Source organism: Mesorhizobium sp. LEGMi-168a (genome assembly GCF_058312955.1).
The window spans coordinates 311,006-334,787 of the sequence record NZ_JBZEGV010000003.1 but is presented as its reverse complement, the minus strand read 5'-3'; the positions used below and the strand labels follow the sequence as shown (position 1 = coordinate 334,787).

General features: G+C 64.1%; 24 protein-coding genes. 22 read left to right on the top strand and 2 right to left on the bottom strand.

The genetic code is table 11. The features are described 5' to 3' along the window. Positions 1-33: 33 nt before the first annotated feature. Positions 34-1,122, top strand: a complete 1,089-nt coding sequence (locus AC4FWB_RS07160; RefSeq protein WP_491025210.1) for a helix-turn-helix transcriptional regulator — start codon at positions 34-36, stop codon at positions 1,120-1,122. A gap of 240 nt (positions 1,123-1,362) precedes the next feature. Further along, entirely contained in the window at positions 1,363-2,136 is a 774-nt protein-coding gene (locus AC4FWB_RS07155) for a DUF1194 domain-containing protein (protein ID WP_491025209.1), read from the top strand. A 12-nt stretch (positions 2,137-2,148) separates the two neighbouring features. Here AC4FWB_RS07155 and AC4FWB_RS07150 read toward each other — a convergent pair whose 3' ends face one another. Beyond that, positions 2,149-3,045, bottom strand: a complete 897-nt coding sequence (locus AC4FWB_RS07150) for a LysR family transcriptional regulator (RefSeq protein WP_491025208.1) — start codon at positions 3,043-3,045, stop codon at positions 2,149-2,151. A 126-nt stretch (positions 3,046-3,171) separates the two neighbouring features. Here AC4FWB_RS07150 and AC4FWB_RS07145 point away from each other — a divergent pair, with 126 nt between their 5' ends. The 5 genes from AC4FWB_RS07145 to AC4FWB_RS07125 all read left to right on the top strand — a co-directional run bounded on the left by AC4FWB_RS07145 (position 3,172) and on the right by AC4FWB_RS07125 (position 9,697). Continuing rightward, entirely contained in the window at positions 3,172-4,827 is a 1,656-nt protein-coding gene (locus tag AC4FWB_RS07145; RefSeq protein WP_491025207.1) for an ABC transporter substrate-binding protein, read from the top strand. A 2-nt stretch (positions 4,828-4,829) separates the two neighbouring features. After that, complete coding sequence (locus tag AC4FWB_RS07140; RefSeq protein ID WP_491025206.1) at positions 4,830-5,720, top strand: DUF427 domain-containing protein; 891 nt, start codon at positions 4,830-4,832, stop codon at positions 5,718-5,720. Positions 5,721-6,107: 387 nt separating this feature from the next. Continuing rightward, complete coding sequence (locus tag AC4FWB_RS07135) at positions 6,108-7,430, top strand: NAD(P)H-dependent oxidoreductase (RefSeq protein ID WP_491025205.1); 1,323 nt, start codon at positions 6,108-6,110, stop codon at positions 7,428-7,430. A gap of 123 nt (positions 7,431-7,553) precedes the next feature. Then, positions 7,554-9,038: a xylulokinase gene (locus AC4FWB_RS07130; RefSeq protein WP_491025204.1), complete on the top strand. Its 1,485-nt coding sequence runs from the start codon at positions 7,554-7,556 to the stop codon at positions 9,036-9,038. Positions 9,039-9,112: 74 nt separating this feature from the next. Then, the gene (locus AC4FWB_RS07125) at positions 9,113-9,697 is read left to right on the top strand and encodes a hypothetical protein (protein WP_491025203.1); all 585 of its coding nucleotides are present in this window, start codon (positions 9,113-9,115) and stop codon (positions 9,695-9,697) included. A gap of 18 nt (positions 9,698-9,715) precedes the next feature. Here AC4FWB_RS07125 and AC4FWB_RS07120 read toward each other — a convergent pair whose 3' ends face one another. After that, positions 9,716-10,678, bottom strand: coding sequence for a sugar-binding transcriptional regulator (locus AC4FWB_RS07120; RefSeq protein ID WP_491025202.1), 963 nt, complete (start codon positions 10,676-10,678; stop codon positions 9,716-9,718). A 309-nt stretch (positions 10,679-10,987) separates the two neighbouring features. Here AC4FWB_RS07120 and AC4FWB_RS07115 point away from each other — a divergent pair, with 309 nt between their 5' ends. The 15 genes from AC4FWB_RS07115 (at position 10,988) to AC4FWB_RS07045 (ending at position 23,764) form a co-directional block, all read left to right on the top strand. After that, entirely contained in the window at positions 10,988-11,905 is a 918-nt protein-coding gene (locus AC4FWB_RS07115) for an ABC transporter permease (RefSeq protein WP_292344390.1), read from the top strand. Between the two features lie 115 nt (positions 11,906-12,020). Further along, a complete protein-coding gene (locus AC4FWB_RS07110; RefSeq protein ID WP_491025201.1) occupies positions 12,021-12,959 on the top strand; it encodes a sugar ABC transporter substrate-binding protein in 939 nt (312 codons plus the stop codon). Positions 12,960-12,985: 26 nt separating this feature from the next. Next, positions 12,986-14,494, top strand: a complete 1,509-nt coding sequence (locus AC4FWB_RS07105) for a sugar ABC transporter ATP-binding protein (RefSeq protein ID WP_491025200.1) — start codon at positions 12,986-12,988, stop codon at positions 14,492-14,494. Between the two features lie 107 nt (positions 14,495-14,601). Beyond that, positions 14,602-15,366, top strand: coding sequence for an SDR family oxidoreductase (locus AC4FWB_RS07100; RefSeq protein ID WP_491025199.1), 765 nt, complete (start codon positions 14,602-14,604; stop codon positions 15,364-15,366). Between the two features lie 9 nt (positions 15,367-15,375). Next, positions 15,376-16,161: a glucose 1-dehydrogenase gene (locus AC4FWB_RS07095; protein WP_491025198.1), complete on the top strand. Its 786-nt coding sequence runs from the start codon at positions 15,376-15,378 to the stop codon at positions 16,159-16,161. Between the two features lie 179 nt (positions 16,162-16,340). Further along, positions 16,341-17,072, top strand: a complete 732-nt coding sequence (locus AC4FWB_RS07090) for a helix-turn-helix domain-containing protein (protein WP_491025197.1) — start codon at positions 16,341-16,343, stop codon at positions 17,070-17,072. A gap of 303 nt (positions 17,073-17,375) precedes the next feature. Then, on the top strand, positions 17,376-17,663 hold the full coding sequence (locus AC4FWB_RS07085) for a hypothetical protein (protein ID WP_491025196.1): 288 nt from the start codon (positions 17,376-17,378) through the stop codon (positions 17,661-17,663). 11 nt (positions 17,664-17,674) lie between these two features. Then, the gene (locus AC4FWB_RS07080) at positions 17,675-18,052 is read left to right on the top strand and encodes a hypothetical protein (protein WP_491025195.1); all 378 of its coding nucleotides are present in this window, start codon (positions 17,675-17,677) and stop codon (positions 18,050-18,052) included. Between the two features lie 15 nt (positions 18,053-18,067). Continuing rightward, positions 18,068-18,229, top strand: coding sequence for a hypothetical protein (locus AC4FWB_RS07075; RefSeq protein ID WP_491025194.1), 162 nt, complete (start codon positions 18,068-18,070; stop codon positions 18,227-18,229). A 14-nt stretch (positions 18,230-18,243) separates the two neighbouring features. Beyond that, positions 18,244-19,647 carry an APC family permease gene (locus AC4FWB_RS07070; RefSeq protein WP_491025193.1) on the top strand — a complete coding sequence of 468 codons (1,404 nt, stop codon included), beginning with the start codon at positions 18,244-18,246 and terminating at the stop codon, positions 19,645-19,647. A 46-nt stretch (positions 19,648-19,693) separates the two neighbouring features. Continuing rightward, positions 19,694-20,383, top strand: coding sequence for a hypothetical protein (locus AC4FWB_RS07065; protein WP_491025192.1), 690 nt, complete (start codon positions 19,694-19,696; stop codon positions 20,381-20,383). Beyond that, positions 20,380-20,712 carry a hypothetical protein gene (locus AC4FWB_RS07060; RefSeq protein WP_491025191.1) on the top strand — a complete coding sequence of 111 codons (333 nt, stop codon included), beginning with the start codon at positions 20,380-20,382 and terminating at the stop codon, positions 20,710-20,712. The genes AC4FWB_RS07065 and AC4FWB_RS07060 overlap by 4 nt, the downstream gene beginning before the upstream one ends. An 84-nt stretch (positions 20,713-20,796) precedes the next feature. Continuing rightward, complete coding sequence (locus AC4FWB_RS07055) at positions 20,797-21,693, top strand: class II glutamine amidotransferase (RefSeq protein WP_491025190.1); 897 nt, start codon at positions 20,797-20,799, stop codon at positions 21,691-21,693. Between the two features lie 4 nt (positions 21,694-21,697). After that, complete coding sequence (locus AC4FWB_RS07050) at positions 21,698-22,429, top strand: protein GlxC (RefSeq protein WP_491025189.1); 732 nt, start codon at positions 21,698-21,700, stop codon at positions 22,427-22,429. Positions 22,430-22,435: 6 nt separating this feature from the next. Continuing rightward, a complete protein-coding gene (locus tag AC4FWB_RS07045) occupies positions 22,436-23,764 on the top strand; it encodes an FMN-binding glutamate synthase family protein (RefSeq protein ID WP_491025188.1) in 1,329 nt (442 codons plus the stop codon). The last annotated feature ends 18 nt before the right edge of the window (positions 23,765-23,782 follow it).

The window sequence follows — 23,782 nt, the reverse complement described above, 5'->3', positions numbered from 1 at the left end:
TGTGGTAATTCATCCAGACGAAGGTCGGTTTGAATGGCTGCCGGGGAAGCAATCGCATCTGCGATAGAAGCTTGCTATGACGCTGCTTTCGAATTTGACCGGTGGCCGGGAGCGCTTCAAAAGCTCGCGGATTCGCTGGGCGCGACGAGTTGCGCTCTGCGCACCCGCGACCAAACACACCCCTTTCGGTGCGATCAGCGTCACAAGACCGTGCGGGCACCGGACTCGACGGAACACGCCGAGTTTACGGCTCTCTGGCACGAGAGGATCGGCAACGGACCCAACCCCCTTCTTGACAGACCACAGTTGCTCGCGAAGCCGCCGGTCAGTTTCACCGTCGAGGACGAAATCACAACGCCGGAGGAACGAAGGGTCCTGCCTTATTACAATGAGATAGCGCGCCCCGGAAATCGCGAATGGTGGGCCTCCATCAGTGTCGTTGTGAGAAACCGCAGTTGGTGCGTGCCGCTGTATCGCGATGCTCGGAGCGGCCGCTTCTACCCGAGCGAAGCCGATCGTTTCCTGAGCGTGGCGCCGGACCTAAGCCGGATCATAAGCGTGGCGGAGAAGGTTTGGGACATTTCGCTCGGCTCGAGGCTTGCCGCACTCGACCGCCTCCATTGTGCGGCCGCGTTGCTTGACTGCCGGGGCTATGTTACGCGCGTCAATGAGCATGCGGATGCTCTCCTCGGCTCCGATCTGGTGATCCGTCACGGCCGCATCCACGCGGTAGATCGGGCGAGCGACACCCGTCTGCAGGGGTTGGCGCGGGCCGCTGTTTCGAGCCCGTCGAGTGCGTCGCACCGGGCCGAGCCCGTTGTCATCAGCCGCAACGGGTCACCCTGGCTTCTCGCAGAGGTCATGCCAATGACTTCATTCGCGCATGATCTTTTCAATGGCGGCGATGCGCTGCTCTATTTCACCGACCTCGTGGCCGAACAGGCGCCAACCGAACGAATGCTCAGCCAGACTTTCCAACTGACAGCAGCCGAAGCGCGGCTCGCCTCCCGCCTGGCGACGGGCGAAGGGATCGGCGCGGCAAGCGCTGCATTGGCCATCGGCCGTGAAACCGCCCGAACGCAGCTCCGGGCTGTCTTTGCGAAAACGGGAACGCGCCGCTAGGCGGAACTTACGGCGCTCTTGTCCCGCTTGCGCATAGCTTCTCCGCATTGAGACGGCGCCATCACCCATTCGGGTGAAGCGAGACACCGCGTATCGTCCCAGCATCGACCCCGTAAAACCTAGCCAATGGGCGCAGAAGCGCCGAGGCGGTGCCAGATGGGGACGCAGGGTCTTTCGAACGTTCGTCATTGCCCGAAGGAGAGACGGCCTCCGCCAAGATCACGCCTCAAGATTCTGGCTTTGCTTGTCGGCGTCTGCGGCCCAACGTCCGTGGGTGCTTGGCCTGAAAGGCGCGCCGTCGATCTTGAACTGATCCTCGCCGTCGATGTCTCACCATCGATGAGCCAGGCCGAGCAACGGGTTCAACGCGACGGCTATGTCAACGCATTCCGGCACTCCGATGTCGCGCGAGCCATAGCGTCGGGGGCACGTGGCAGGATTGCCGTCGCATACGTCGAATGGGCAGGGCCAAAGTATCAGCGCGTTGTTGTGCCGTGGACGATCATAGGCAGCTATGACGATGCGAAACGCTTCGCCGACGCCCTTGCAGTCCGGCCGATCGTCAGGGAAGCAGGAACATCGATTTCGCGCGGCCTGCAGGCGGCGGAGGATTTGTTCGCCCACAGTTGGGCCGTGGGCGATCGCCGGGTGATCGATGTATCCGGGGATGGTCCCAACAACGCCGGGCCTCCAGTCGTGCCAGTGAGGGACGAGGTGATAGCCTCCGGCATCACCATCAACGGCCTGCCGGTGTCGCTACCGCACGGTACTTCCAACGGTTTTGAGACCTTTAGTGAGGGCTATCTGAACACTTACTATGAGCACTGCGTCATCGGTGGACCCGATGCATTCTTGATGGGGGTTGATGATCTCACTTTGTTTGCAGTCGCAGTCCGCAGAAAATTGGTTCAAGAGATCGCGAACATCTCCTCACGACCAAAGCTCGCGTCCTATACGCCAACCCGCCATTCGGAGTTCGATTGTTTGACCAGCGGTGAAGGCCCGCACCGGTAAAACCTCCGCGGCCTACCCTCCCATGCTGAAGGCCCGGTCGCTCTCCGCGAAAACCTGATCGCTGGACAAGTTACCGGCGAGTGTGCGCAGACCGGTGAGCGCAACATCGAGGGCATCGGAAGAGGCCGGGTTCTCCGGATAGGCAAGGTAGATCGGGCGCTGGAACACCGGCGTGTCCTCGACGCGCCGCAATTCGCCGCGCGCGATATGGGTGCTCACGGCACTCAGCGGCAGATAGGCGGCTGCCCGTTGGGACAGCACATGCTGCAGGCCGATGAACACCAGCCCGGCCGAGATCGCCGGCTTCACCATGCCGGCAAAGGCGCGGTCGTGCTCGACGCGGAACTCCAGCCCCCAGTCCATCAGGATGTAATTCTGCGTCCAAGGTCCGGTCTGCGCCGTGTGCTGGACGAGGACCACCTGATCGACGGCCAAGGTCTCATAGACGATGCCGGGATGCGGCCTGGGCAGATAGAGGATGCAGATGTCGAGCAGGCCTTCGGCCATCTGATCGATCGCGAGATCCGGAAAACTGCCTTCCAGCCGCAGCGCCACGTTCGGCCGCTTCGCCCGCATCCAGTCGATCCAGGGCGAGGTGATGCTGTCCCAGAGATAGGCGGGGGCAGTGAGCCTCAGCAGCGTCTCGTAGCCGTCGGGAACGGCTATGTCCTGACGCGACTGCTCCCAGGTCCGGGTGATCGTGGAGGCATGCGGCAGGAACTGCCGGCCGGCCGGCGTCAGCGTGACGCCGTCGCTGTCGCGAACGAACAGCTTGCGCCCCAATTGTTCTTCCAGGCCGCGGATGCGCGCGCTGACGGTGGACTGGGCAAGGTTCAGCCGATGGGAGGCAATGGTGAAACTGCCATGCGCCGCGACCTCGAGGAAACTGCGCAGATTCTCGGTATCCATGGCTTTCGCTTTCGGCTCGGCGGCAATCGAAGATTCCGATGGCCATCATCAAAAAATATCGCTTTTCGGTCGTGGTCAACAGTGAACTAGATGGCAGAGCCCCCACGCCAGCCAAGGAATGCAGCCATGCCGAAGCATTTCAGGACGATCGACGCCGCTCGCAGACATCTCAGCGCAATCGAAAATTCCGCTATCGACGAATTGCTCGCCGGCAGGATCGGCCGGCGCGAGTTCCTGTGCCATGGCAGCGTGCTCGGACTGTCGCTGCCCGTCCTCGGCGGCATCGCCTCGGCGGTCGGCCTTGGCGCACCGCCGGCGCGCGCCGAAGGCAAGCCGGGCGGCACGGTGCGCGCCGGCGTCGCCGTACCCGGCGGCGCCATCGACCCCGTCACCTTCTATGACAGCGGCAGTTATCAGCTCGTCTTTCAGACGGCGGAATTCCTGTGCGTGACACAGCCCGACCTGACGCTGAAGCCGGTGCTGGCGGAAAGCTGGTCGCCTAACGCCGACGGCAGCGTCTGGACCTTCAAGCTGCGCAAGGGCGTCAAATTCCATAATGGCGAGGACTTCAAGGCCGACGACGTCGTGGCGACCTTCGATCGCCTCTCCGACCCGAACGGCACGTCCAACGCGCTTTCGGTGTTCAAGGGCCTCTTGTCCAAGGGCGGCACGCGCAAGGTCGACGACCACACCGTCGAATTCCATCTCGACGCGCCGAACGGCAGCTTCCCCTATTCGGTGTCGATCGACAATTACAACGCCGTCATCCTGCCGGCGAGCTACAAGGGCGACTACGAGAAGACTTTTGAAGGCACCGGACCGTTCCGGCTCGAAAGCTATACGCCGAAAGTCGGCGCGAGTTTTGTCCGCAATCCAGACTACTGGGGCGAGAAGGCCCTGCCCGACCGGCTCGAATTCAAGTTCTATGCCGACGTGCAGCCACGCATCCTGGCACTGCAGGCGGGCGAAGTGGACGTGCTCGACGCCATCCCGCTCGATGTCAGCCAGGTGGTGCTCGGCAATCCGGACATCACCGTGCTGCGCGTCGCCTCGACCGCGCATCGCCAGCTCCACATGCGCTGCGACATGGCGCCCTTCACCGACAAGCGCGTGCGCCAGGCGCTGGCGCTATGCATCGACCGCTCCAAACTGGTTGACGGGCTCTGCCGCGGCATGGCCGCGACCGGCAACGACAGCCCGTTCGCGCCGGCCTTCCCCGCCACCGACAAGTCGGTGCCGCAGCGGACGCAGGACATCGCCAAGGCCAAACAGCTGATGGAGGCGGCGGGCCTCGCGAACGGCTTCGACATGACGCTGACGACGCTGCGTTATTCAGACATTCCGGGCTACGCGCAGCTCTTCCAGAACTTCGCCAAGGAGATCGGCGCGCGCATCTCGCTCAACATCGAGGACCAGGACAAATATTACGGCAAGGCGGTGTTCGGCCAGTCGGACTGGCTGGACAGCCCGCTCGGCATCACCGACTACGCGCATCGCAGCGTGCCGAACGTGTTCCTGAAAAGCCCGCTGGTGAGCGATGGTCCCTGGAACGCGGCGCATTTCAAGAACGCGACCTATGACGGGCTTGTCACCAGCTATCTCAAGGCGCTCGACCTCGACGCGCAGCGAAAGGCCGCGTCCGACATCCAGAAACTGCTGCTCGACGAGACGCCGGTGATCTTCAGCTATTTCCCGGATCTCTTGGTGCCGGTGCGCAAGAATGTCAGCGGCCTGCCGCCGATCGCCGCCGGACTGCTGCTCGATCGCGTATCGGTGGGTTGATCATGATCGCGCGTAGGAACCTGGCGGCAAACGACGAGAAAAGGACGACTACCATTCGCAAGCCTCATTTGCGCGGCCGCGGGCCGCATTTTCCCTTGCTCGACACTATCGTGCAGTACGAGTTCGAGCCGGGCTATATCGCCTTCACCATGCCCTCGCCCAAGCGGCTGCGCGTGCAGGTCGGACCGATGATCGTCGCCGACACCACCAAGGCGCTGGTGTTTTATGAGAGCGACCATCTGCCGGTCTATTACTTCCCGATGAGCGACGTGCGCGAGGAGTTCCTGCTGCCGAGCAAGACAACGACGGAAGACCCGTTCAAGGGCACCGCCACGCATTACTCGCTCAACACCGGCATCACGCTGGTAGAGGACGGCGCCTGGCGCTATCTCGATCCGGTCAAGGGCTGCCCGCCGATCGCGGACTACATCTCCTTCTATTGGCCGAAGATGACGCACTGGTACGAAGAGGACGAGGAGATTTTCGTGCATGCCCGCGATCCGTTCCGCCGCGTCGACTGCCTGCCCTCGTCGCGGCGGGTGCAGGTGATCCTCGACGGCGAGCAGGTGGCCGATTCACGGCGCGGCGTGTTCCTGTTCGAGACCGGCCATCCGGTGCGCCACTATCTGCCGATCTCGGACACGCGGCTCGATATGTTCTCGCCCAGCCGCTACATCTCGCGCTGCCCCTACAAGGGCATCTCCAATTACTACCATGTGACGACGGCGACGAAGCGGCACGAGAATCTCGTCTGGTATTATCCGGAGCCGGTGCACGAGGCCGAGCGCATCAAGGGCCTGGTGTGCTTCCACCACGAGCTGGTCGACAAGATCCTGGTCGACGGGGTGGAGATCCCGAAAGAGGCGACGGCGGCTTCGGATGGATATTTTTGAGCGGCATTCGCTAGCGCTATTCCGAAACGAAGCAAGGCAGCGGTGTGAAATAGCAGCCGTCGCGTTCCTTCGCGCCCCCCTCTGTCCTGCCGGACATCTCCCCCACTTGGGGGGAGATTGGCTGATTGGGCGCCCCGCTCACTCTTCAACGTCTAAAAATTAGCGAAGCCGGCAGCGAAAGCTGATCTCCCCCCTTGTGGGGGAGATGTCCGGCAGGACAGAGGGGGGCGCTGTCCCGCCGACGATTCCGCGTTGTTGCGAGCGCTTGTCCACAGGTTTGATTCCTGCTGCACCTTTCGAAATGTCGGTTGAAATATTTTTCAAATAGAAATAGGAATGTTCAAACGATTACGGCGCGGCGGCGCGCCAAGGACCGGAGGAAGCGACATGTCCCATCCGCAATTCGCAGCGGAACTCCTGCAGCGTGCCGAGAAGCAGGGACCGATCACCATCGGTCTCGCCGGCGCCGGGCAGATGGGGACGGATATCGTCGTCCAGGTAGCACTTATGCCGGGCATGCGCATCGGCGCCATTTCCGAGGTGCGGCCGCAAGCGGCGATCGACGCCGCGCTGCTTGCCGGTCATGACCGCTCCGACATCGTGCAGGCGCCCAACGCAGCGGCCATCGACCGCGCCATCGAGGCCGGCAAGATCGCGGTCACCGAGGATTTGCATGCTTTAGCCGCCGCCGGTCGCATCGACGTCATCATCGACGCGACAGGCAATCCCAATATCGGCACGCTGTTCGCGCTCGAAGTGATGAAGAACGGCAAGCACATCGTCATGCTCAATGTCGAGGCCGACATCACCATCGGCCGCTTCCTGAAAGAGGAAGCGCGCAAGGCCGGCGTCGTCTATACGGGTGCGGCCGGCGACGAGCCCGCCTGCACGCTGGAGATCATCGGCTTCGCCAAGAGCCTCGGCTTCAACATCGTTGCCGCTGGCAAGGGCAAGAACAATCCGCTGAACATCGACGCGGTGCCCGCCGATTACGAGAAGGAAGCTAACGAGCGCAACATGAATGCGCGCATGCTGGTCGAATTCGTCGACGGCTCGAAGACGGCGATCGAGATGGTGGCGATCGCCAACGCCACCGGCCTGGTGCCCGACGTGCCGGGCATGCACGGCCCGACGGCGACGCTGGAAGAGCTGGCGAGCGTTCTCTGCCCGCGCGAGGACGGCGGCGTGCTGCACCGCAAGGGCGTGGTCGACTATTCGATCGGCAAGGGTGTCGCGCCCGGCGTGTTCTGCATCATCGAGACCAAGCATCCGCGCGTTTTGGAGCGCATGATCGACCTCAAGGTCGGCAAAGGGCCCTATTTCACGATCTTCCGTCCCTACCACCTCACCAGCCTCGAAGTGCCGCTCTCGGCGGCGCGCGCGGTGGTCTACAAGCGCGCCGACATGGAGCCGCTCGACCATCCGGTGGCGGAGGCGGTGGCTGTCGCCAAGACCAGTCTCGGCGCCGGACAGTCGCTCGGCATGATCGGCGAGAACGACTATCGCGGCTTCGCCATGACCTGGGAGGACGCGCGCGCCAAGGGCGCGCTGCCGCTCGGCCTCGCCGAGCGCGCCAAGGTGGTGAAGCCGATCAAGGCCGGCGACTTCCTGACCTATGAAAATTGTGTACCCGACGATTCGATGGTGATAACCCAGATCCGCCGTCGTCTCGACCAGTCGGACGGGCGGTTCGTAACCAACGCGGCCTAAAGCGCGTCGCGCTGAAACGGATCCAGGCGACGCGCTTTAGGTCTTTGTCTTTATGCATGTCGTTTTCGCAAAACCGCTGCACACTTTTGCGCGACATGCACTAACCTTCCGGATCCTCGCCTGATGAACGATGTCGTAATCGGGATCGACGCCTCGACGACGGCCGTGAAGGCGATCGCCTTCACCCGCGACGGCTCGGAGCTGTTCCAGGCACGCGAGACCTATCCGCTGTCCAATCCGGCGCCCGGCCATTTCGAGCAGGATGCCGAGCATTGGTGGAATGCCCTTTTGTCGGCCCTGAAACAGGTCGCCGACAAGATCGGCGCGTCGCGCGTAAAGGCGATTTCGATCGCCCACCAGCGCGAGAGCTTCACGCTGATCGACGGCGCCGGCAAGCCGCTCATCCCCGCCATATTGTGGCTCGACGAGCGCGCCCGTCGCCAGGTGGCGCGGCTTTCAGAAGAGCTTGGCCGCGAGGCGATCCGCGACTGGAGCGGCAAGCCGCCGGACCCGACGCCCGCGCTTTATGCCCTGGCCTGGCTGATGGAGCACAAGCCGCAGGCGCTCGCCCAGGCGGCAGCGCTGGTCGACGTGCATGCTTTCTTCGTCCACCGGCTCACGGGCCGGCTTGTCACCAGCACGGCCAGCGCCGATCCGCTCGGCCTGCTCGACATCGCTCACGGCTGTTGGCATCCGCGACTGGTCGAGGCGGCGGGCCTGCGTCCGGAGCAATTGCCGGAGCTCGCAGCCCCCGGCGCGGTCTGCGGCACTCTTTCGGAAGACGTCGCGGCGGCGACGGGCCTGAAGGCCGGCACACCGGTCGTGGCCGGCGCCGGCGACGGCCAGGCAATGGGCCTCGGCATGGGGGTCTACGGTCCTGGCAAAAGCTATCTGTCGCTGGGTTCGGGCGTCGTCAGCGGAAACTATTCCGGCACGGTCACAACATCGGATGCGTTCCGCACGCTGGTTTCACCGACCGGCTCCGGCTTCATGCTGGAGACGGTGCTGCGCTCCGGCATGCAGTTGGTCGACTGGATCGTGCGCACCACCGGTTCGCCTTCGGCCGCGGTGCTGGAAAAGGCGGCGATGACGGTTGCTCCCGGCAGTGACGGCCTGCTCGTCATGCCCTATTGGGCCGGCGTCATGAGCCCCTATTGGGATGGCGCGGCGCGTGGCGCGATCGTCGGCCTGTCGCTCGACCACGAGCCGAAGCATCTCTTCCGCGCCGTGCTGGAAGGCATTGCGCTGGAGCAGGCGATCGCCACCGATGCGATGGAGGCGCAGACCGCCAAGGCCGGCGCGATGATCGCGGCAGGCGGCGGCACCAATTCGATGCTGTTGATGCAGATCATTGCGAGCGTGCTCGAGCGGCCGCTCTTGGTCTCGCCGGTCAACGAGGCGGCAGCACTGGGTGCGGCCATGCTGGCTGCCTCGGCAATTGGCTGGTTCGCGTCGCCGGAAGACGCGGCAAAGGCGATGGCGGCACAGCCGGCAAGACAGGTCGATCCGGTCGAGGCGCTGGTGCCGACCTATCGCGCCCGCAAAGAAATCTACCGCGACCTCTATCACGCGACGCGCGACATCCACGCCCGGCTGGGCGCGGCCTGATCTCTATGTGAACCGACGCATTTTGCGCCCTGCCCCGCTGATGCTAGGTTCTGACGCGCGGCGGACGATTGCACATGAAAATAAGAATTCATCATGCAGCCCTGACCTTGACTGTCGCCTTAGCGACGATGCCGGCGCTTGCCGGCGGCAAGCCGGCGTTCGAGCTTGCACTCGACATCGACCAGGACGGCACGATGGACCGCGCCGTGGTGATGCAGGACGGTGGTGGTCCGGCCGACCTCTATTTCTATCTGGGGACGGGTGAGGAAAAGCCCGATCCCTCGCGAAAGGCCGACTTCGTCAGGAAGGGGCTGACCGAGGACCGGATCCTCGACCTGGAAGCCAAGGGCAAGGGATCGCTGGCGATCACCTCCTGCTTCGGCTGCGGCGCCAGCAAGTCAACAGAGGACACGCTGACCATCGTCCATCGCCAGGGCAAGTTCCTGGTCGGCGGCTACAGCCGCAACTGGGACTGGAACATCCAGAAATCCGACGGGACCGTCGACACGACGATTGGCGATTGCGACATCAACTACCTTACCGGCAAGGCTACAGCCTCCAGGGACCTGGAGGACGGCAAGCCGGTCAAGGGCAGGTTCAAGCCCGTGCCGCTCAAGGATTGGTCCTACGAGAAGCGCCCCAAAATCTGCACCTTCTGAAGACTATCGCCTTTGGCTCTACCGGCTAAGCAGCCCCTTCGCGGCATCCTCGTCGGTGATCAGCACGGAAACCTTCGTATTGGCGAGCGCGGCTCGCATGACGGCGATCTTCTCCTGGCCACCCGAAACCAGGATGGTGGTCGGGATGTCGGAGAGATCCTGCAGCGGATAGGCGCAGACGCGGCGGTTGACTTCGTGGTCGACCGGGCGGCCCTCGGCGTCGATGAAGTGGCAGAGGATGTCGCCGACCGCGCCCGCCGCCTGCAATTCCTCCAGCTCGCTCGGCTTGATGAAGCCGTAATTGGCGATGGGGCTGTCGCTGGAGAAGGAGCCGACGCTGAGCACGGCGATGTTGGCGCGCCGCGCCCGGAAGACGACGTCCTGGACGCTGCGCTGGCTCATGAAGGCATCGCGCTGCTCCGGCCTGTCGGCATAGACGGGCACAGGCAGCAGATAGCATTCGGCGCCGATCTTTTCGGCAAATTCCCAGGCGCTCTCGGTCGGGTTGAGCGGCTGCGCGTGGGTAAGGCCGCCGAGCATCGAGACCACCGTGGTTCTGGCGATCGGCCGTCTGGGCAATTCGTTGATGGCGAACTTCAGCGTCCTGCCCCAGCCGAGCGCAATGACGTCGCCGGGATTGACGTTGTCGGCGAGGTAGGCGGCTGCGGCATGACCGATCATCAGCGGCGTGTTGCTGCGGTCGGCGGCCGACGGCACCACCACGGCCTGGCTGAGGCCGAAGCGCTGCTTCAGGCTTTCCTCCAATTGCACGCATTCGACGACGCTGTCGCGGATGCGGAACTGGACAATACCCTCCTCGCGCGCGGCCGAGAGAATCCGGTGCACCTTGATGCGGCCGACACCGAGGATCTCGGAGATCCGCTCCTGCGTCAGGCCTTCGACGTAATAGTGCCAGGCGGCGCGGGCCTTGAGCTCGGCATCCGGGAAGCGCGAGGCCTTCTCGTTCTCGATCACCGCCATCCTTATGCCTCCCGCATGTGCTGGGCTTTCCCTATGGCAAACCGTCGGTTCGTGCAAACCGCCGCCGAAAGCGTCAGCGGCACTTGACAATTTTCTGATGAACGTTTTAGCTGAACAAAATTGCATATCAAAGATAAATTGTTCACGAGGGAGGTGCCTGGTGAACAAGAGCAACCGGCGGGCCATCGCCGGCTCGCTGACGGAGGAGACGAAGTGGCCGTGAGCAACGAGACGAGCGAGTTGAAGGCTGGCACCGGCGCCGCGCAGGCGGCTTCCGGCGCGAAGCTTTCGGCTCTGTTTGCCGGAACGATGGGGCCGCTGATCGGGCTGGCGCTTCTTTGCCTGGCGCTGGCGCTGACCACCGACACCTTCCTGACCTTTCGCAATATCCTGAACGTGCTCGACCAGGTGACCGTGCTCGGCATCATGGCGATCGGCATGACGCTGGTCATCCTGATCGGCGGCATCGACCTCTCGGTCGGTTCGGTGCTGGCGCTGGCCTCGATGGTGATGGGCTACGTCGCCTATCCCGACTATCTCAACCTCGGTGTCCCGGTGGGCATCGCCGCGGCGCTGGTCGTCGCCGCCCTCTGCGGCCTGGTCTCGGGCCTGCTGGTGACGGTGACGAAACTGCCGCCCTTCATCGCGACGCTGGCCATGATGTCGGTGGCGCGCGGTCTCGCCAACATGATCACCGACGGCTCGCAGATCGTCGGCTTTCCCGACTGGTTCACCAATCTCTCGATCGTCCGCCATTTCGGCTTCCTGTCGGTCACCGTCGGGCTGATGATCGTGCTGGCGATCATCTTCGCCATCTTCCTCAACTATCGTGCCACCGGCCGCAGCCTCTATGCGATCGGCGGCAGCGCCGAGGTCGCCCGCCTTTCCGGCATCCCGGTGAAGTCGCTGACCAACTGGGTCTATGCGATCTGCGGCCTGCTGGCGGGGCTCGCCGGCATCGTGCTCGCGGCACGGCTCGATTCCGTGCAGCCGAGCTCGGGCGTCGGCTACGAGCTCGACACGATCGCCGCGGTGGTGATCGGCGGCGCCAGCCTTTCGGGCGGTATCGGCTCGATCGGCGGCACGGCGATCGGCGTCCTCATCATCGGCGTGCTGCGCAACGGGCTCAACCTGCTCGGCGTCTCGCCCTTCATCCAGCAGGTGGTGATCGGCGTGGTGATCGCGCTGGCGGTCGCCACCGACACCTGGCGTCGCCGCAGGCAATAGGGATTCGCCCGGATGTCCGGGCGGAACGGATCAGTCGATCCGAGACTGGGACTGTCCGGCCAGGGGCGCCGCGATGCGCAGGCTGGACGGGATTGAACACCAACGGAGGAAAAACATGCTGACCAAACGTTCACTGCTGCTTGCGGCCGCGGCCATCGTCCCGCTGCTCGGCCTATCCGACGCCGCTTCGGCCAAGGACGCCAAGAAGCTCGGGCTGGCCGTCGCCAATCTGCAGGCGGATTTCTTCAACCAGATCAAGCAGTCGGTCGAAGCCTACGCCAAGGAGAAGGGCATCGAGGTCATCACCGTCGACGCCAAGGGCGACTCGGCAACGCAGGTCAGCCAGGTGCAGGACCTCGTCACGCAGAACATCGACGCGCTGATCTACATCCCGGCCGGCGCCACCGCCGCGACCGTACCGACCAAGACCGCGAAGGCCGCCGGCATCCCGGTGGTCAATGTCGACCGCAACGCCGACGGCGCGCCCGGCGACACCTTCATCGCCACCGACAGCGTCAACTCCGCCAAGGGCGTGTGCGACTACATCGCCAAGCAGGCCGGCGGCAAGGGCGAGATGGTCATCATCCATGGCCAGAAGGGCACGACGCCGGAAGTCGACCGCTCCAAGGGCTGCGGTGAAGCGCTGAAGGCCTATCCGGACATCAAGGTGGTCGGCGAGCTCTGGAGCGACCAGTGGCACCAGGACGAGGGCTTCAAGCTGGCGCAGGACCTGCTGCAGGCCCATCCCAATGTCTCGATCATCTTCGGCCAGGCCGACGCGCTGGCGCTGGGCGCCGCGCAGGCGGTCAAGGTCGCCAATCCCGACCACAAGATCTGGATCGCCGGCTTCGACGGCGACGTGGCGGCGCTGAAGGCGCTGAAGGACGGCGTGTTCGACGTGACCGCGACGCAGCAGACGCAGGGCATGGGCCGTCTCGCCGTCGATTCGGCGATCAAGCTGGTGGCCGGCGACAAGCCGGCCGCCGAGCAACTGCAGGACGCGACGCTGACCACCAAGGACAATGTCGCCCAGTTCATCGAGAAGCATCCCTGAGGGCGAGCTAGCTGAAGAGCGCCACGATGTCCCTTGATCCTCACACTGGCGAAAGCCCCCATAACGGGCTCTTCGTCAACGGGCTGAGCAAGAGCTATGGACCGGTCCAGGTCCTGGCCGATGCGAGCTTCGAGGTGCGGCCGGGCGAGGTCGTGGCGCTGCTCGGCGAGAACGGCGCAGGCAAGTCGACGGTGTCCAACATCATCGCCGGATCGACGAAGGCCGATGCCGGCACCATCATCTGGCGGGGGAAACCCTATTCCCCCGCCAACCCCGCCGCGGCAATAGAGGCCGGCGTCGGCATGATCCATCAAGAATTGAAGCTGCTGCCGGACCTGTCGGTGGCGGAGAACGTCTATGTCGGGCGTCTGCCGATGCGCGGCGGCCGCATCGACCGCGCAACCATGAACGCCAAGGCCTCGGCGCAATTGAAGCGCCTCGGCCTCGACGTCTCGCCCGAGCGCAAGGTGCGCACGCTGCGCGTCGCCGCCCAGCAGCAGGTCGAGATCGCCAAAGCGCTGACGCTGAATGCGGAGCTTTTGATCCTCGACGAGCCGACGGCGGCGCTTGGCGGCGAGGAGACGGAGCTGCTCTTCAAGCAGATCCGCAAGCTCAAGGCCGAAGGCATGTCCTTCATCTATATCAGCCACCGCCTCGACGAGATCGCGCAGATTGCCGACCGCGTGGTGGTGATGCGCGACGGCCGCATCGTCGCCCGGCACGAGCGCGCCGACATCCCGGTGCGCACCGTGGTCGAGCAGATGGTCGGGCGCAGCGTCGAACGCATGTTCCCGAAGCTGTCGCCGCCCGGCGACAAGACGGTCCTCGAGGTCGAGAACCTGTCCTCGCCGGAGCGCAGCTTCAACGACGTTTCCTTCTCGGTGAAATCGGGCGAAATCCTCGGCATCGCCGGGTTGATCGGCGCCGGCCGCACCGAATTGGTCCGGGCGATCTCCGGCGCCGATGCGATCTCGTCCGGTTCGGTGCGCGTCGCGGGCCAGCCGGTGCATCTCAGCGGACCGGCGGCGGCGATCAAGGCCGGCGTCGTGCTGGTGCCGGAGGACCGCAAGGAACAGGGCGTAGTGCTGGAACAGACGATCGGCGAGAACCTCGCCATCGGCAATTTCGACCATGTCGCGCCGAAGGGCTGGGTGTTTCCCAAGGCCGTGCAGAGGTTCGCCGAGGCCGGCATCTCGAGGCTTGGCGTCAAGGGCAAGCCGAACCAGGCGGTCTCAAAGCTTTCCGGTGGCAACCAGCAGAAGGTGATCATCGCCAAATGGGTGTCGCGGCCGCCCAAGGTGTTCATCCTCGACGAGCCGACGCGCGGGATCGATGTCGGTGCCCGCGCCGCGATTTACGATGTCATCGCCGATCTCGCCCGGTCCGGCATGGCGGTGGTGGTGGTGAGCTCGGATCTGGAGGAAGTGCTGGGGCTTTCGCACCGCGTGCTGGTGCTGAGCCGCGGCCGCCAGCGCGGCATCCTCGACCGCGAAGAGGCTAGCAATATCGCCGTGATGGAGCTCGCCACGAGCTGAGGCACGGCGGATGGGAACAAAGCGCAGCAGGTGATACCCTCCCAGGCACCGGACCGCGCGGGGCGCCAGCAGGACTGGCGCCCCTTCTTTCAGGGAGAGGGAAAGAGATGAAACTGTTCGATCTTCATGGCGACGTGGCGCTGGTGACAGGCGCCGGCAGCGGCATCGGCCAGGCGATCGCCATCGGACTGGCGGAGGCCGGCGCCAACGTCGCCTGCTTCGGCCACAGCTCGAAGGGCGGGCTGGAGGAGACGGCCGACAAGATTAGAGCGCTCGGCCGCAGGGCGCTGGTGCTGACCGGCACGGTGACGTCCGAGAGCGACCTCGCGGCGGCGATCGAGCGCATCGAAAAGGAACTCGGCGCGCTGACGATCGCCGTCAACAATGCCGGCGTCGCCGGGGCCGAGCCCGCCGAAACGCTGCCGATGGAGAAGTGGCAGAAAATCTACGACGTCAATGTCAGCGGCGTGTTCCTGTCCTGCCAGGCCGAGGCGCGCGTCATGCTGCCGCGCCGCAAGGGCTCCATCGTCAACATCGCCTCGATGTCCGGCTCGATCGTCAACCGGGGACTGACGCAGGCGCACTACAATTCGTCGAAGGCGGCTGTGATCCATATGTCGAAGAGCCTCGCCATGGAATGGGCCGACCGCGGCCTGCGCGTCAACGTCGTCAGTCCCGGCTACACGCTGACGCCGATGAACAAGCGGCCGGAAGTCGCCGAGCAGATAAAAATCTTCGAGCGCGACACGCCGATGGGCCGCATGGCGACGCCGGAGGAGATGGTCGGCCCGACCGTGTTCCTGGCGAGCCGCGCCGCAAGTTTCGTCACCGGCATCGACCTGATCGTCGATGGCGGCTTCGTCTGCTGGTAGGGAGAGAATATGCAGAAGCGTTTTGAAGGAAAGACGGCGGTCGTCACGGGCGCCAGCGGCGGCATTGGTGCTGCGATGGCGAAGCGCTTCGCGGCGGAAGGCGCGGCGGTCGTGGTCAGCGCCATCGATCCGCGCGTCGACGAGGTTGCGGCAAGCCTGAAGGCCGCCGGCGCGAAAGTCGCCTCGATGCGCATGGACGTGACGAAGAAGGACGAGGTCGCGGCGCTCTACGATCTCGCCGAGAAGGAATTCGGCCGCGTCGACATCTCCATTCAGAACGCCGGCGTCATCACCATCGCCAGGATCGAAGCGATGACGGAGGCCGAGTGGGACAAGGTGATGGCGGTGAACACCAAGGGCGTGTTCCTGTGCTGCCAGGAAGCCATCGGGCGCATGCGCAAGCATGGCCAAGGCGGCCGGCTGATCAACACCGCGTCCGGCCAGGCGCGACAGGGTTTCATCTACACCCCGCATTACGCCGCCTCGAAATTCGGCGTCGTCGGCATCACCCAGAGCCTCGCCAAGGAAGTGGCCAAGGAAAAGATCACCGTCAACGCCATCTGTCCCGGCATCATCGACACCGACATGTGGGCGTATAACGATACCGCCTGGGGCAAGCTGCTCGGCGACTACAAGCCGGGCGAATTGATGGCGGAATGGGTGAAGAACATCCCCATGGGCCGCGCCGGCAGCGGCGAGGACGTTTCGGGTCTGGTCAGCTTCCTCGCCAGCGACGACGCGGCCTACATCACCGGACAGACGATCAATGTCGATGGCGGCCTGATCATGTCGTGAGAAGGCCGATTATGCCCTGAGCCGCAGGCAAATGCCTGTCCTGACTGCCACCCTTGGCGATCGGGTCGGGCGATTTCGTCGCCAATCCTGCGACATAAGATGGCTTCCATCGTTGCACTCTGTATCGCCACCGAATATGTTCACCGTGAGTGAAATATATCGGCGGAAGTTGAGAGGCCATGGCGAAGAAGACAACCGACATCAAGCCTTCCAGCGCGGCCGCCAAAGCCAAACCGTTGCCGAAGGGCGCCTCGGCGGACGGGCGAACCGTCCGAAGCATCCGCGCACCGCTGACGCAGGATCCGCACGCGATCCGCGACACGCGCGAGAAAGTGCTGGAAGTCGCCATCGGCCATGAGGTGCGCGCCTTCCGCAAGAAGCTCGGCATCACCGTCGCCGATCTCGCGGCAGCCACGGACATTTCGCTCGGCATGCTGTCGAAGATCGAGAACGGCATCGTTTCGCCGTCGCTGACCACGCTGCAGGCGCTGTCGCGGGCGCTAGGCATTCCCCTCACCGCCTTCTTCCGTCGCTTCGAGGAGGAACACAGCGCGGTCTTCGTCAAGGCCGGCGAAGGCCTCGATGTCGAGCGACGCGGCACGCGCGCCGGCCACCAGTACAATCTTCTCGGCCATATCGGCGCAAACACCAGCGGCGTCGTCGTCGAGCCTTATCTCATCACGCTGACCGAGGATTCGGACGTGTTCCCGATCTTCCAGCACGCGGGGATGGAGTTCCTCTACATGCTCGAGGGCGAGGTCGTGTACCGGCACGGCAGCAATCTCTATCCGATGAAGCCGGGCGACAGCCTGTTCTTCGACGCCGACGCGCCGCACGGTCCGGAAGAGCTGACGCAGCTGCCGATGCGCTATCTCTCGATCATCTGCTATCCGCAGAACAGCTCGAGCTAGCCAGTTTCGACCTCAGCATCTGACCGGACCGCCAGTATCGGCCCCTGTCGCGTTCTCCCCGACGCGAGAACGCGTTCTCCTTCGCGTCCTCTGCCGATGCATCTCGAGTCGCGGATTTTCCCGCAGGCAAATAGTTTTATCCACAGGCAAACGCTGGACTGCGAACCAAATGGTTTACCCCGCGTAAAACCGGCTTGACAATTCCGTGGTTCGGGCGGAATTTATGAAAAAAATTTCACTCTGTTGAAAGAGTGGACGCCCGGCCACTTCGGAACCGGACGTCGAGAAAAGGGGAAAAAACCGATGTCCGACCTGCAACAGCGCATCGAAGCGCTGTACCGTTCCGACGTGCGCGGATCCGTGCTCCTGATCGTCTGCCTGTGGGCGACGATCCTCTTCGTCCTCTTGATGACCTGGGCCTACATCCCCCACGGCGGGATCAAGGTCGTGGTGGTCATCGCGGCTGCCGCGGTGCTGATCTTCAACACCGCCGCCATCCTGGCGATGCTCAACCACTACAAGGAAGACAAGGACTTCATCTACGGCCTCGACATCAAGAACGCCGACGCGTTCCGCAACCGCCCGTCCTGAAGGGAGAAACCATGTCCCGCTACATCCCGCCGGAGCAGAACAAAGCCGGTCAGGTCTTCGACATCGCCGTCGTCGTGGTCGCCATCTTCGTGGCGCTGTGGCTGCCGCTGAAACTCGGCCTCGCCGGCGCAGCCAAGTCGATCGATGCGCTCGACGCCAAGACCTGGGACGCGCTCGGCCAGAACGCGACCATGGCGTCGATCTGGGAGAAGCTCGGCTACACGCCCGAGACCGCCCACGACATCATCCAGAACCGCTTCCATTACATCATCGACTGGCCGACGCTGATCATCATGGCGATCGTGCTCATCGCCTATTTCGTCTTCCTGTTCCGCGCCTCCGATCGCGAATATCGCGAGGTGATCAATGAGAAGTTCGAAGACAAATAATCCGGGAACAAGATCATGTGGATGACACTCTCTTACCTATGCTGGGGCATCTCGATCCTGCTCGCGCTCTGGATGCTCTACGACTGGTTCAAGGTCGACACGACCTATTCCGAGGGGATGCTGACCTCCTCGCGCGAAGGCGAGCTTGAAGCCGTTTCCGAAAAGCACCGGATCTGAGTGGAGCCTCGACAATGACAATCGCGGTTGAAACGAGAGAAACGGCAATCCACGGCGATAGAGTCTCGCTGCTGAGAGTCCTCGGCCCCGCCCATGTCTGGGCGCTCGGCGTCGGCATCGTGCTCGTCGGCGAGTTCACCGGCTGGAACTTCGCCGCCGACAAGGGCGGCGCGCTGGCGGCGCTGATCGTCTGCTGGATCGTCGGCCTGCTCTACACGTCGGTCGCCATGATCGATTCCGAAGTGACGTCGACCGTCGCCGCCGCCGGCGGGCAATATGCGCAGGCCAAGCATATCGTCGGGCCGTTGATGGCCTTCAACGTCGCGCTGTTTCTGGTGTTCGCCTACACGATGCTCGAAGTCTCCGACGCGATCCTGCTCGGCGACACGATTGTCGCCAAGGCGGGCGTCGAAGGGCTGACGCATAACTCCTTCATCGCCGCGACCATCGTGGTGCTCGCCTGGCTCAACTACCGCGGCGTGCTGATGACGCTCAACGTCAACTTCATCATCACCGCGGTCGCCTATGTCTCGATCGTCATCCTGTTCTTCTCGGTCAGCCCGTGGACGCAAGGCGCGGTGCTGAAGCTCAACGAGCTGGTCACGCCCGACAACGCGCTCCCCTATGGCTGGATCGGCGTGATCGCCGCCTTCCAGTTCGGCATCTGGTACTATCTCGGCATCGAAGGCACCACGCAGGCGGCCGAGGAAGTGCGCTCGCCGGCGCGCTCCCTGCCCTATGGCACAATGGCCGGCATGATCACACTTCTGATCGCCGCCGCCATGACCTGGTATGTCTGCGCCTCGCTGATGCCCTGGGAATATCTCGGCATCACCTATTATCCGCTCTGGGACGCCGGCAAGCTGACCGGCAGCCCGCTGCTCGAAAACCTGCTTTTCATCGCGACGCTGCTGGCCGCGCTCGCCTCGGCCAATGGCTGCATCAACGACGCGGCGCGCGCTTGGTTCTCGCTCGGCCGCGACCGCTACCTGCCGAGCTGGTTCTCGGCCGTGCATCCGAAATACCGCACGCCCTATCGCTCGATCCTGTTTCTGCTGCCGATCGCGCTGGCCTTCGCCTTCATCGCCGACCTCAACCAGGCGATCACCTTCTCGATCCTGTCGGGCGTGCTGCAATACACTTTCATGAGCATCAACATCATGATGTTTCGCAAGAAGTGGCCGCTGGGCTCGATCCGCCGCGGTTACACGCATCCCTTCCATCCGCTGCCGGCGATCGTCTTGTTCTGCCTGTGCGTGGTGACCTTCTTCGCCATCTTCCTCGGCTTCGGCTCGCAGTTGATCGCGATGGTCGCCTTCTACTTCCTGATCTCGCTGTGGTTCCACTTCTACCGCTACAAGTTCGTGCGCCGCGGCGACCAGTTCACCATGCCGTGGCCGAAGCCACAGGGCTATTGAACGGAAAGCGAGCCCGCCGGCCGACGGCGGGCTCTGGCGTGTCGAGATGTCTGAGTTGACGTCAGCTTTGCTCACTGGAGCGATCGCGCTTGCGGTCATCCTCCACCTCGCCTGGCTCGCGCGCGCCAGCCGCAACAAGGCCAGGGCGGCGCTCGCCGCCGACGCGGCCGGCATCCACGCGGTCATTCCCGACGCCATAGATGTCTCCGACGGCACGGCCGGCGTCGCCACCTGGGCCGGGTCGTGGAACGGCGAGCGCGTTCAGGTGCGCACCATCGTCGACACGCTCGCGACCAGGAAGCTGCCGACGCGCTGGCTGAGCGTGTCGATCACCGAGCCGGTCGCGGTGCCGGGCATTTTCGACATGATGATGCGGCCAGGCTCGCCGACGACATTCTCCAATTTCGACCATCTCGAACACACCCTGCCGAAGACAGCCGCCCTTCCCGCAGAGGCGGTACTGCGGACCGACCGTCGGGGCGTCGCTTTCCCGCAGGACGCGATTGCCGCGCATGCCGGGATCTTTGCCGAAGGCCGCGCCAAGGAATTGCTGATCACGCCGAAGGGCGTGCGCATCGTCTGGCTGCTGGCCCAGGCCGACCGTGCGCGCTACGGCGTGTTCCGGCAGGCCGCGTTCGGCGAGGCGAAGCTCGATCCGGCATTGATTGAAGAGCTGCTTGCCGCCGCTTCCTCGCTTCGCCACGCGATCAACCAGCGCGAAAGGCAGGCCGCATGACCGACGCCACCGACCCCACCGCCCGGCCTTCGAACCCCTATCTGGTGCTGGCCTCCGCGATCGTCCTGCCGGGCAGCGGGCATGTCGTGCTAGGCTTGCCGGCGCGCGGCTTGCAGTTTCTGTTTTTCATGGTGATCCTCGGCTGGGTGACGACCAAGGTGGCGCCGCCGGACGCCAACTTCATCGGCCGCCATGCCGGCGGCTTCCTCATCTATGCGCTGTCGATCCTCGACGCCTACAGGATAGCGCGCATCCGCCATACGATATGGGCTCACAGGGCCCGTCCGGATGGCGAAGGCAGCGAAAACGGCGCAAAGGCCGACATATAATCAGAGGAAAAATTCTTTCATATCTTTGAGTTCCCCCATATCATTCGGTACATCAAGAGAGAACCATAAACGTCGGAGGCTGACATGTGCGGAATCGTCGGATTGTTCCTCAAGGACAAGGCGCTGGAGCCGAAACTCGGCGCGATGCTGTCGGAGATGCTGGTCTCGCTCAGCGATCGAGGCCCGGACAGCGCCGGCATCGCCATCTATGGCGCGACGACCGGCAATGAGGCCAAGATCACCATCCAATCGGCAAAGCCGGAACGCGATTTCCGCGGCCTCGACGTCGATCTCGCCAAGACGATCGGCGCGCCGGTGAGCGTCGCGGTCAAGTCGACGCATGCGGTGATCAGGACGACACCCGAGAAGGTCGACGCCGCGCGTGAGGCGCTGCAGTCACTGCGGCCCGATGTCCGCATCATGGGCGCCGGCGAAGCGGTCGAGATCTACAAGGAAGTCGGCCTGCCGGAAGCCGTCGTCGATCGCTTCGACGTGCGCTCGATGACCGGCACGCATGGCATCGGCCATACCCGCATGGCGACTGAATCGGCGGTCACGACGATGGGCGCGCATCCGTTCTCGACCGGCGCCGACCAGTGCCTGGTGCACAATGGGTCGCTGTCCAACCACAACAATGTCCGCCGTGAGCTGATCCGCGAAGGCATGACGTTCGAGACCGAGAACGACACCGAGGTGGCGGCCGCCTATCTCTCCAACCGGATGGCGCATGGCAAGAATCTCGGCGAGGCGCTGGAAGGCACGCTTTCCGACCTCGACGGCTTTTTCACCTTCGTCGTCGGCACCAAGAACGGCTTCGGCGTGGTGCGCGACCCGATCGCCTGCAAGCCCGCCGTGATGGCCGAAACCGACCAGTATGTCGCCTTCGGCTCGGAATATCGCGCATTGGCGAACCTGCCCGGCATTGACAATGCGAGGGTCTGGGAACCGGAGCCCGCAACCGTCTATTTCTGGGAGCATTGAGTTCATGCCTGCAACACCCATGCCGAAGGCGCAGCGCGAGCAAGGCCATGCGAGGGTTTTCGACCTCGCAGAACAGTCGCTGCGCGAGCTGAATCAGGCGCTGCACAATCTCGCCCCCGGCTCGAACGAGACGGCCTGGGAAGTGCTCAACCCGAAAGGCAGCCATTCTGTCGCCGTCGGCGTCGACCAGGCGGTCAGCATCGATGTGCGCGGCAGCGTCGGCTACTACTGCGCCGGCATGAATGACGGCGGCGCGATCACCGTGCATGGCTCTGCCGGGCCAGGCGTCGGCGAGAACATGATGTCGGGCCAGATCGTGGTCAAAGGCGACGCCAGCCAATATGCCGGCGCCACCGGCCGCGGCGGGCTGCTGGTCATCGAGGGCAATGCCTCGTCGCGCTGCGGCATCTCGATGAAGGGCATTGACATCGTCGTGCACGGCAATATCGGCCATATGTCGGCCTTCATGGCGCAGTCCGGCAATCTGGTCGTGCTGGGCGATGCCGGCGATGCGCTGGGCGATTCCATCTACGAGGCGCGGCTCTTCGTGCGCGGCAACGTCAAGAGCCTCGGCGCCGACTGCATCGCCAAGGAGATGCGCCCCGAGCATATCGAATTGCTGCAGGGCCTCCTCGACCGCGCCGGCGTCACCGGCGTCAAGCCGTCGGAATTCAAGCGCTACGGCTCGGCCCGGAAACTCTACAATTTCAATATCGACAACGCCGACGCGTATTGAGGCAAGATGACCTACCGCAACCCGCCGACGACGCCGCGCAAGTCAGCGACCTTCGACGACTACACGCTCTCCGAAATCCGCCGCGCGGCAGCGACCGGCATCTATGACATCCGCGGCGCCGGCGCCAAGCGCAAGGTTCCGCATTTCGACGACCTTTTGTTTCTCGGCGCCTCGATCTCGCGCTATCCGCTCGAAGGCTATCGCGAGCGCTGCGACACCTCGGTGGTGCTCGGCTCGCGCCATGCCAGGAAGCCGATCGAGCTCAAGATCCCGATCACCATCGCCGGCATGAGTTTTGGATCGCTCTCCGGTCCGGCCAAGGAAGCGCTCGGCCGAGGCGCGACGCTCTCCGGCACCTCGACCACCACCGGCGACGGCGGCATGACCGAGGAAGAGCGCGGTCATTCGAAGACGCTGGTCTATCAGTACCTGCCCTCGCGCTACGGCATGAATCCGCGCGACCTGCGCCGGGCCGATGCGATCGAAGTGGTCGTCGGCCAGGGCGCCAAGCCCGGCGGCGGTGGCATGCTGCTCGGACAGAAGATTTCCGACCGCGTCGCCGAGATGCGCACGCTGCCCAAGGGCATCGACCAGCGCTCGGCCTCGCGCCATCCCGACTGGACCGGACCGGACGATCTCGAGATCAAGATCCTGGAGTTGCGCGAGATCACCGACTGGGAAAAGCCGATCTACGTCAAGGTCGGCGGGGCGCGGCCCTATTACGACACCGCGCTTGCCGTGAAGGCCGGCGCCGACGTCGTCGTGGTCGACGGCATGCAGGGTGGCACCGCCGCCACGCAGGAAGTGTTCATCGAGAATGTCGGCCAGCCGACGCTCGCCTGCATCAGGCCGGCAGTGCAGGCGCTGCAGGACCTCGGCATGCACCGCAAGGTGCAGCTCATCGTCTCCGGCGGCATCCGCAACGGCGCCGATGTCGCGAAGGCGCTGGCGCTCGGCGCCGATGCGGTCTCGATCGGCACCGCCGCGCTTGTCGCGCTCGGCGACAACGATCCGCGCTGGGAGGCGGACTACAATGCGCTCGGCACCACCGCCGGCGCCTATGACGACTGGCATGAAGGCAAGGACCCCGCGGGCATCACCACGCAGGATCCCGAGCTGATGAAGCGGGTCGATCCGGTCGCCGCCGGACGGCGGCTCGCCAACTACCTCAAGGTGATGACGCTGGAGGCTCAGACGATCGCACGCGCCTGCGGCAAGAACAGCCTGCACAATCTCGAGCCCGAGGACCTCGTCGCGCTCAGCATCGAAGCCGCCGCCATGGCCGGCGTGCCGCTGGCCGGGACGAGTTGGGTACCGGGGAAGAACGGCTTCTAATCAAAGAAGGGCCAGGGC